Here is an 8,798-nt window from a genome sequence, read left to right as displayed (position 1 = left end):
CAGCACATGGGCGAAGCCAACACTGAATGTTGCACTTCGAATTTGAATCCAAGAATTCCAAAATCTGCTATTATTAAATTTAGATAACAAAAGTTGTCCCAAATTTGCAATTTAAAAATAAAAATTTATATATAAAGTGCTGTCCAGACTTTATAAGGTTTATTTCACGGCTAACCGCAGGGTTGCTGTTGGGAAGCACGCTATCGCTGTTTGGTTGTACTAATGTAGGGCCTGATTTTAAGCAACCTGCCCCTCCTGCGGTGACAAACTACACTACACAAAAATTACCGATGCAAACTGCAACGGCACCCGGTAGCTTTGGCGGAGCGCAGCATTTCGTGATCGGAAAAGTTGTACCAATAAATTGGTGGCAAAATTTTGGCTCGACCAAACTTAATGCTCTCATCGACCAAGCTTTAAGCGCCAGTCCAACTTTAGATGCGGCGCAAGCTACTCTGATTCAAGCACAACAAACCTATGCTGCGCAAAGTGGTTCCTTGCTCTATCCCCAAGTAAATGCCAAGCTTGGTGCGCAGCGCCAAAAGTTCAATTCTTCACTTTTTGGTCAACCAGGCGGGAGTAAAATATTCGATTTGTATAACGCTGGCGTAACGGTCAGTTATAACCTTGATCTTTTCGGGGGCAATCGTCGCGCTCTCGAATCGTTTGCTGCGCAGGCTGATTATCAACTTTACCAGTTTGAAGGTGCGCGACTTACGCTTGCTGCCAATATCACTACTGCTGCAATGTCGCAGGCGCAATTCGCCGCACAGATTAATGCCACTGTGGCCATTTTGGCAGCGCAGAAAAAACAGCTAAACATTGCGAGGGAACGCTTCAAACTGGGAGCGGTGACCCGCAATGATGAATTTACTTTACTTACCCAGGTAGAGCAAACCCGCGCTAGCATTCCGCTCCTGCGTAACAATCTTGAGAAAACAAATAACTTGCTTGCTGTGTTAGTGGGTCAGCTACCTGGGGCGGCGGAAATACCAAAATTTTCTTTAACGGATTTTAATCTGCCGGCAGACCTTCCTCTGGTCATACCTTCAGAACTGGTGCGTCAGCGACCTGACATTCAGGCATCTGAGGCCTTGTTGCGTGTGGCAAATGCACAATATGGGGTAGCTGTGTCCACTGGCTATCCGCAAATTAATTTATCTTCTAATCTAAACTCGCAGGCTCTTGCTGCATCCAGTTTATTCGGAGGCGGATCAATTATTTGGAGTTTGGTAGGTCAAGTAGCGCAACCTTTATTCAATGCTGGTCTTAAAGCTGGGGTTAAATCAGCAGAAGCGGGTTTCAATGCTGCAACAGCTAACTATCGCGAAACCGTGCTGCAAGCTTTACGCAATGTTGCGGACGTTCTGCGTACACTAGACAATGACGCGCAAATATTGCAAGCGCAAGCCGCTGCCAATGCTTCAGCGCAAGCGTCGCTTAATCTTATCCAACAGCAATTTTTATTAGGAAGCGTGAGTTATTTACAGCTACTTACCGCACAACAACAGGCTCAACAAACTCAGATTAACCTAATTGCCGCACAAGTTCAGCGTTTGACGGATACTGCAGCGCTTTACCAAGCTATGGGTGGTGGCTGGGTTGCCTCGTCAAAACAAGGGACGGAGCTGCTATCACAACATTCTCAATGAGCAGTGCAAAATACCGAGCACTAAGGATTCGTGTGACACCTTTTAAACCAAAATTGAGCATGGAGTATTTGCATGACTAAAGGTACGACCAAACGCATGGCTATCATGCTGTTGTTAGCCGCAATAGTGTTTGGCGGAATTTATGCTTTTCAACAATTTCGCAACAAAATGATACAGCAGGCCATCAAGGGACAGGCTAACCCTCCGCAAAGTGTATCTACTACCGTGGCGCAAACATCCATCTGGCAACCTTCAGTCGAAGCGGTAGGTAATCTGCGTGCTTCTAATGGCACCAGCTTGGCTGCTGAGGTCAGCGGTATAGTTTCAGCCATTCACTTTGATTCTGGGGAAAGGGTGAAAACTGGTCAGCTGATATTAGAACTGAATGCCGAACCGCTTAAAGCGCAGCTCGAACAACTCAGGGTTGCCGTTCGGCTCGCCAAACAAAATTACGAACGCGACCTTGCTCAACTCAAGGTGCAGGCAATCAGCCAAGCTGCCGTAGACATTGATGTAGCCAATTTGAAAAGTGCTTTAGCTCAGGTAGAGATGCAAAAAGCTATCATTGCACAGAAAAGTATCCGCGCTCCCTTTGCTGGTCAGCTGGGTATACGCCAAGTAGATCTTGGTCAATATCTGGCGCCAGGCACTGCCCTTGTAAATCTGCAAAAACTTGATCCTATGTATCTGGACTTTACCGTACCACAGGCTCAGATTGACTTGGTACATGTTGGTGAGAGTGTTGCTGTGCAAACCAATGCGTTTCCAAACAAAGTTTTCACCGGCACTATTTCTGCGATCGAATCCCAAGTAGATATATCGACGCGTAATCTCAAAGTACGTGCCAGCATTCCCAATCCGAAAGGTGAGTTGCTACCCGGACTATTCGCTACGGCACGAGTAAAAAGAGGGGATGATAAAGAGTTCATTACCCTGCCGAATTCAGCTATTTCTTATAACCCTTACGGTAGTACCGTGTTCATAGTAAAAAATGAAGGGAAGCAGGCCGATGGCAAACCTAAGCTAGTGGTCGAGCAGCGTTTTGTTACTACCGGTCTTGCACGTGGCGATCAGGTAGCGGTGCTTAGCGGTCTGAACGTGAATGAGGTTGTGGTCACCTCGGGCCAACTTAAGCTACGTAATGGTACTCCGGTATTTATAAATAATAGTGTGCAACCGTCTAATAATCCCAATCCTGAGGTAAAAGACGAATGAGCAACAATGCTGGAGATGCGATGAGAAAGTTTACTGACATTTTCGTCGAACGCCCAGTTTTGGCAACCGTCATTAGCTTGGTCATACTGGTTCTGGGCTTACGCTCGCTTGCTTCATTGCCGGTGCTGCAATATCCGTACACTCAAAATGCTGTCGTTACGATCAGCACTTCTTATCCAGGCGCCAGCGCCAGTCTGGTAACTAGCTTCATCACTACTCCTCTGGAAAATGCCGTAGCTCAGGCTAATGGCATTGATTATATGACCTCCAATAGTACTCAGGGAGTAAGCACTATTAGTGCCAATCTTCGATTAAATTATGATCCAAACGAGGCACTCACTGAAATCAACACCAAGGTTAATGCAGTTCTCAATCAATTGCCGCCGCAGGCGCAAAAACCCACACTTTCCGTCAGTATCGGACAAACCATAGATGCGATGTACATCGGTTTCTACAGCGATGTTCTCAAACCTAACCAAGTCACTGACTATCTTGTACGTTCCGTACAACCCAAGCTACAAGCGATTGAGGGTGTGCAAGTGGCCGAATTACTGGGTGCAAAAAATTTCGCCCTGCGGGCATGGCTAGACCCGCAAAAACTCGCCGCTGTTGGTTTGACCGCTGCCGATGTGTACTCGCTTTTGGCCGCAAACAACTTTCTCTCATCCAGTGGCCAATCCAAGGGGCAAATGGTGCAGATCAATCTGAACGCATCTACGGCACTAAGTTCAGTAGATGAGTTCAAGCAGATGATCATCAAGCAAGAAGGCAGTTCAATAGTGCGTTTGGCAGACGTAGCGTCGGTTACTTTGGGCGCTGATGACTATGACAGCAGTGTATCGTTTGACGGTAACAAAGCCGTATATGCGGGTATTCAGGTTGCCCCAGGTGCAAATTTATTGGATGTGATCGCTCGTGTACGCAAAGTCATGCCTGAAATCGAGGCACAGTTACCGCAGGGTTTGAATAGCAATATCGTTTATGACTCGACCAAATTCGTTAATTCGTCAATTAAAGAGGTAATTAAAACGCTTGTGGAAGCAGTCCTCATTGTCACTGTCGTGGTATTTATTTTCTTGGGCTCGCTACGCTCGGTGCTGATCCCGGTAATTGCGATACCCATTTCATTAGTAGGAACCTTCACTGTAATGCTGGTCTTGGGTTATTCCATAAACCTGCTCACGCTCCTGGCACTGGTCCTTGCCATCGGACTAGTGGTTGACGATGCTATCATCGTAGTAGAAAACGTAAGTCGTCATCTGGAAGAAGGGCTGTCACCCTTTGATTCATCTATCCAAGCGGCGCGTGAGTTGGCCAATCCTATTATTGCGATGACCATCGTGCTTATCGCTGTATATTTGCCGATCGGCTTCATGAGTGGCCTGACTGGCGCGTTGTTTACCGAATTTGCTTTTACGCTTGTGGGTGCGGTGATTATGTCAGCTGTGATTGCGCTGACACTTTCACCGATGATGTGTTCGCGTCTTCTGCGCTCGCCTAAGCGTGAGGGCGGTAATTGGCAAGATCGTTTGGTAGTATGGTTGGATAAACGATTTGAGCGCTTACACGTTCGTTATGAAAAAACCCTGAACGGCACACTTAACTTTGTTAATGTAATAGCCATATTCGCGTTAGTGGTGATGGGGGGGATTTATTTTCTCTACAGTACTTCGATGTCTGAACTTGCGCCACAGGAAGATCAAGGTGTACTGATTGCAGCCTCATTTAATGCGCCGGATGCAACACTACAGCAACGAGAAATATTTGGTGAGCAGACTCAGAAAGTTTACAGGTCACATCCGGAAACAGATCACATATTTCAGCTAAATATGCCGACACAGGTTATCACGGGTATGGTACTCAAGCCTTGGGATGAGCGCACTAAAACCGCCACTCAGCTACAACCCGAAGTGCAAAGTGAATTAAATAAAATCTCAGGCACGCAAAATGCGCTTTTCCAGCCACCCCCACTACCGGGTGCGCGCGGTTTGCCAATTCAATTTGTGATTACTAGCACAGAACCATTCTCCAAGCTTTATGATGTATCCCAAAAATTCCTGCAAGAAGCTGAAAAAACAGGCGAATTTATTTTTGTGCAATCGGATTTGCGCATTGATTTGCCACAAACTACAGTAGTAATTGATCGCAATATGGCGTCACAGCTGGGGCTAAATATGCAAGACATAGGCTCGGCCCTGTCTGCCATGCTGGGCGGTGGGTATGTGAACTATTTCGAACTTGAGGGCCGGTCTTATAAAGTTATTCCGCAAGTAGCACAACGTTTCCGACTTAATGCAGATCAACTCAAGCATTATTATCTACGCACCGAAAGCGGACAGATGGTACCTCTCTCCACAGTGGCTCATCTGGAAACCACTACTGAACCAGAAACTATCAATCGCTTTCAGCAACAAAATATGGCGACCATACAGGGAGTGGCTTTTCCCACTATTTCACAAGGTCAGGCGCTGGAACGACTTAAAACTTTAGCGAAGGAAACCTTGCCTGCTGGATACAGCTATGACTACGCGGGACCCTCACGACAGTTTGTACAAGAATCTGGCGGTCTGATACTCACTTTTTTCTTTGCTATTGTAATTATTTTCCTGGCACTTGCGGCTCAATTTGAGAGTTTTCGTGACCCTGCTATTATTTTGGTGTCCGTGCCCATGTCTATTGCAGGAGCATTGATTTTTATCAATCTCGGTATTGGTCACGCCAAGCTCAATATTTACACTGAGGTTGGCTTGGTAACACTCATTGCACTTATCTCAAAAAATGGCATTTTAATTGTGGAATTTGCTAATAATTTGCAACAAACGGGATTAAAAAAGCGTGATGCTATTGTGAAAGCTGCTGGTTTGCGTTTGCGCCCGATACTAATGACAACTGCTGCCACGGTATTGGGTGTATTACCACTCATCATGGCCAGCGGTGCAGGCGCAGTGAGCCGCTCTAATATGGGCATAGTGATCGCCAGCGGTTTATCGATAGGCACATTGTTCACCCTGTTCGTTGTACCTGGTATGTATATACTACTTGCTTCTGAACGTAGTCATGAAGCAATAGGGACAGAGTCGAATGTTAAAACTTAAAGCTATGCTGATCAGACTTTAGTGCGAGTTGCGCATTTGCTTACGTCAATACTGTTTCAATTTAACTCATTAATAACTTCCGCCCAAATATAGCTCCCAATCATGCCACTAGAACGAATACTGATATCGTAAATCACGCCTTTCCCACTCTGCTCTGCCCTACCTTTGAAATAAAATATTATATTTAAATTCAAAATAATAGAGACTACATTTAACCCGACTTAGATATTTAAAACAGATGGGAGACTCAAACCCCATCACCCGAAACAACAGATGTTTTGACGACGGGCCATCTCTGAAATCGAATTTTTCGAGCAGCTTTTATGACACCTGCTGACTCCCCTCCATCTCATTCCAACAGCATTCGATGTCGATAGCACAAGGTATGATGACGAGCCACTCAAAGATGCGCGCAACATGCCAATGTTTGGCTAACCAATAAAAAAGGCGGCTTGCGCCGCCTTTTCAAGTTTAGTTCTTCCGGCTTTAGTCGCGTTCACCACTAAAGGCCATCAGCAAGCTAAGCAGGTTGACGAAAATATTATAAATACTCAAGTACAGCGACATGGTCGCCATGACATAGTTAGTCTCACCGCCATTTATGATCCGACTGATGTCATACAGAATGAAAGCTGAAAAAAGTAGCACGGCGATAGCAGAGATGGTCAGTGATAAAGCAGGAATGGCAAAAAAGATATTGGCCAGTGAAGCCATTACCAGCAGAACCAAGCCTATGAACAGAAATTTCCCCATAAAGCTGAAATCTCTTTTCGTGACAGTAGCTATGATCGCCAAGCTAAAGAAAATTAGTCCGGTTCCGCCAGCAGCCATACCAACAAGCTGGCCGCCATTTCGCAGATGAAGTGCATGTTGCAAAATAGGGCCTAAAAATACACCCGCAACAAAAGTGAAGCCAAGCAGCATTGCGATACCCCACACACTGTTGCGCAACGCAGAAACAGCGAATAGCATACCCATCATCACGGCGAACATCAGCAGCGGAGCCATGATGGGGCTCTGCGCCATGAACGAGAAGTTCGCGGATAGTCCAATAAATGCGCCCACGATGGTAGGAACCATGGTGAGTGCCAACATAATGTAGGTATTGCGCAGGACTTGATTTTGCTCCAGCGCTAACGTACCTGGTTGCGGAATGGATTGGTAGTGCATTATAAATTTCCTCCAGAGGGTGTGTTAACAACATTTGTCAGAGTACCGAAGCAGGACAAAAGTTGCAATGGTTGTGTTAATTTATTGCGTAATAGCCGAAAGTGACTTTAAATTAGTAAGTGATTTCGGGTATGATGTAGCCACCTTAGATGTGCGCAACTTCAACACGATCTTTTTAATCATGCTGTAACACAATCCGTGTTCAGTAATATGTTCAAAATTGGAAGCTTGGGTGAGTGGTTTAAACCAGCAGTCTTGAAAACTGCCGAACAGCAATGTTCCGTGAGTTCGAATCTCACAGCTTCCGCCAAAACTCGTTATTAACCAGTCTTAAACAATCTCGCAAACCCGCACTGTGTATAGCACTGGGGGGTTTTTAAACGCCCATAGTGTAGCAGCTGATCTCATGCAAGCTTGCGTTACTTGGGGGCAAAACATACGTTTGTGCCCCCCATAACCAAAGCAACAGGACGGGCAAAATTAAATCCGACTGGAATTCGGATTGCTCTAGCGGAGCGTCCAAAAGTAGAAAACTTTGCTTGCATCCATCCTGAAGAATTGCCCGTATTCCTTCGCGAAGTCACCGCCTATCAAAATATTGATAAAGTTTCACCGATCGCTATATCTGCCTTTCGACTGTTAATGCTGACGGCTACGAGAACCAGTGTAGTACGCTTTTCTAAGTGGGCATATTTTGACCTAAAAGCAGGAAGCTGGATAATTCCAGCCGACAAACAGGACGTAAGGGAATGGTGGCAAGCGCAAGAATCACACGGTACGGGACACTTAATCACTTTGGTATCTGATTTATCATCCTCAGATCGACTGAGTTTGTCGTTGTCAGCTTCTTCCCCTCTATTTTCTCTAGGCTCCAGTCCACCGCCTCTCCCGCACCCCATGAAAACAAGGAAGCAAATAAAAACACTAGGATGTCGCGTTTCTTGCCATTGTTAAATCCTTGCTCATCCAAAAAGCGGCGAACATACCAAGCGGCAATGAAAAACACGATGATGGAAATTAGAAGACTCAATATTGAGGGCAACGAGAACATAATTTATTTTTAGCTGGAGAGTTGTAACTGAATTTTACTCGGTCTGCCGCCTTGTGGGTCAGAAACACCTAACACCAATCAGGGCTATGGCGTCGTCAAAACAAAGGAGGTCTAGCTGGTCCGATAATGATCAAATGGTGCAGGCTCATGGGCACTGTAAGTACAGTCCAAAATATAATCATGACAGACTACTATTGAGTACCAAGCAAATTCGGTCTATACCTAACGCTTCAAATTTGGATTAGGTTGTTAATCCCCCCACTTAAGCCCGTCAGAAAAAATAAGGTCTACATGGTTGTAAGCCTTATATTTAATGGCGCTCCCAAGGAGAAAAACTAGGCTACTGAAATATGGATATATTTCTATAAATTTCCAAAAGATATTTTGTAGCTCGGAATAAGACAATGGCTTCGAGCTGAATACTCCTGTTTCAATTATATTTATCTGGTGTGTGCGTTTCGCGCAAATTTTGGATTCTTCAATAGTTGTTGTTTTATTTGTAATCAATTTATTGGTAGCGTTGTCAATAGGAGACCTGAAATAATGCACTCCGTTATGTTGTCACTTTGTCACCGTCAAGCGTCGAACCCGTTGTAATAATATGCGAGTCTGACT

5 protein-coding genes and 1 tRNA gene are annotated in these 8,798 nt (G+C 45.3%); 4 read left to right on the top strand and 2 right to left on the bottom strand.

Features of this window, described 5'->3' with window-relative positions; all coding sequences use genetic code 11:
* Positions 1 to 188 precede the first annotated feature (188 nt).
* From MJ769_RS11620 to MJ769_RS11610, 3 genes are all read left to right on the top strand, one after another.
* On the top strand, positions 189 to 1,652 hold the full coding sequence (locus MJ769_RS11620; protein ID WP_239237306.1) for an efflux transporter outer membrane subunit: 1,464 nt from the start codon (positions 189 to 191) through the stop codon (positions 1,650 to 1,652).
* A gap of 72 nt (positions 1,653 to 1,724) precedes the next feature.
* Positions 1,725 to 2,867, top strand: coding sequence for an efflux RND transporter periplasmic adaptor subunit (locus tag MJ769_RS11615; protein WP_239237305.1), 1,143 nt, complete (start codon positions 1,725 to 1,727; stop codon positions 2,865 to 2,867).
* A gap of 20 nt (positions 2,868 to 2,887) precedes the next feature.
* Positions 2,888 to 5,962: an efflux RND transporter permease subunit gene (locus tag MJ769_RS11610; protein ID WP_239237304.1), complete on the top strand. Its 3,075-nt coding sequence runs from the start codon at positions 2,888 to 2,890 to the stop codon at positions 5,960 to 5,962.
* A gap of 486 nt (positions 5,963 to 6,448) precedes the next feature.
* Here the strand turns inward: MJ769_RS11610 and MJ769_RS11605 are convergent, their stop codons facing one another.
* A complete protein-coding gene (locus tag MJ769_RS11605) occupies positions 6,449 to 7,132 on the bottom strand; it encodes a Bax inhibitor-1/YccA family protein (protein WP_239237303.1) in 684 nt (227 codons plus the stop codon).
* Between the two features lie 222 nt (positions 7,133 to 7,354).
* Here MJ769_RS11605 and MJ769_RS11600 point away from each other — a divergent pair.
* A tRNA-Ser gene (locus tag MJ769_RS11600) sits at positions 7,355 to 7,442 on the top strand.
* Between the two features lie 480 nt (positions 7,443 to 7,922).
* Here the strand turns inward: MJ769_RS11600 and MJ769_RS11595 are convergent.
* Complete coding sequence (locus MJ769_RS11595; protein WP_239237302.1) at positions 7,923 to 8,183, bottom strand: hypothetical protein; 261 nt, start codon at positions 8,181 to 8,183, stop codon at positions 7,923 to 7,925.
* Between the last annotated feature and the right edge of the window lie 615 nt (positions 8,184 to 8,798).

Source organism: Candidatus Nitrotoga sp. BS (genome assembly GCF_927797785.1).
Classification (GTDB): Bacteria; Pseudomonadota; Gammaproteobacteria; order Burkholderiales; family Gallionellaceae; genus Nitrotoga.
Note: the sequence above shows the minus strand (reverse complement) of the source record. Positions and strands in the feature narration are given on the sequence as shown.

Bases quoted from the DNA above. Each gene is read 5' to 3' on its own strand.
- MJ769_RS11615 (WP_239237305.1), top strand. From the start codon at position 1,725: ATGACTAAAGGTACGACCAAACGCATGGCTATCATGCTGTTGTTAGCC.
- MJ769_RS11610 (WP_239237304.1), top strand. From the start codon at position 2,888: ATGAGAAAGTTTACTGACATTTTCGTCGAACGCCCAGTTTTGGCAACC.
- MJ769_RS11605 (WP_239237303.1), bottom strand. From the start codon at position 7,132: ATGCACTACCAATCCATTCCGCAACCAGGTACGTTAGCGCTGGAGCAA.
- MJ769_RS11595 (WP_239237302.1), bottom strand. From the start codon at position 8,183: ATGTTCTCGTTGCCCTCAATATTGAGTCTTCTAATTTCCATCATCGTG.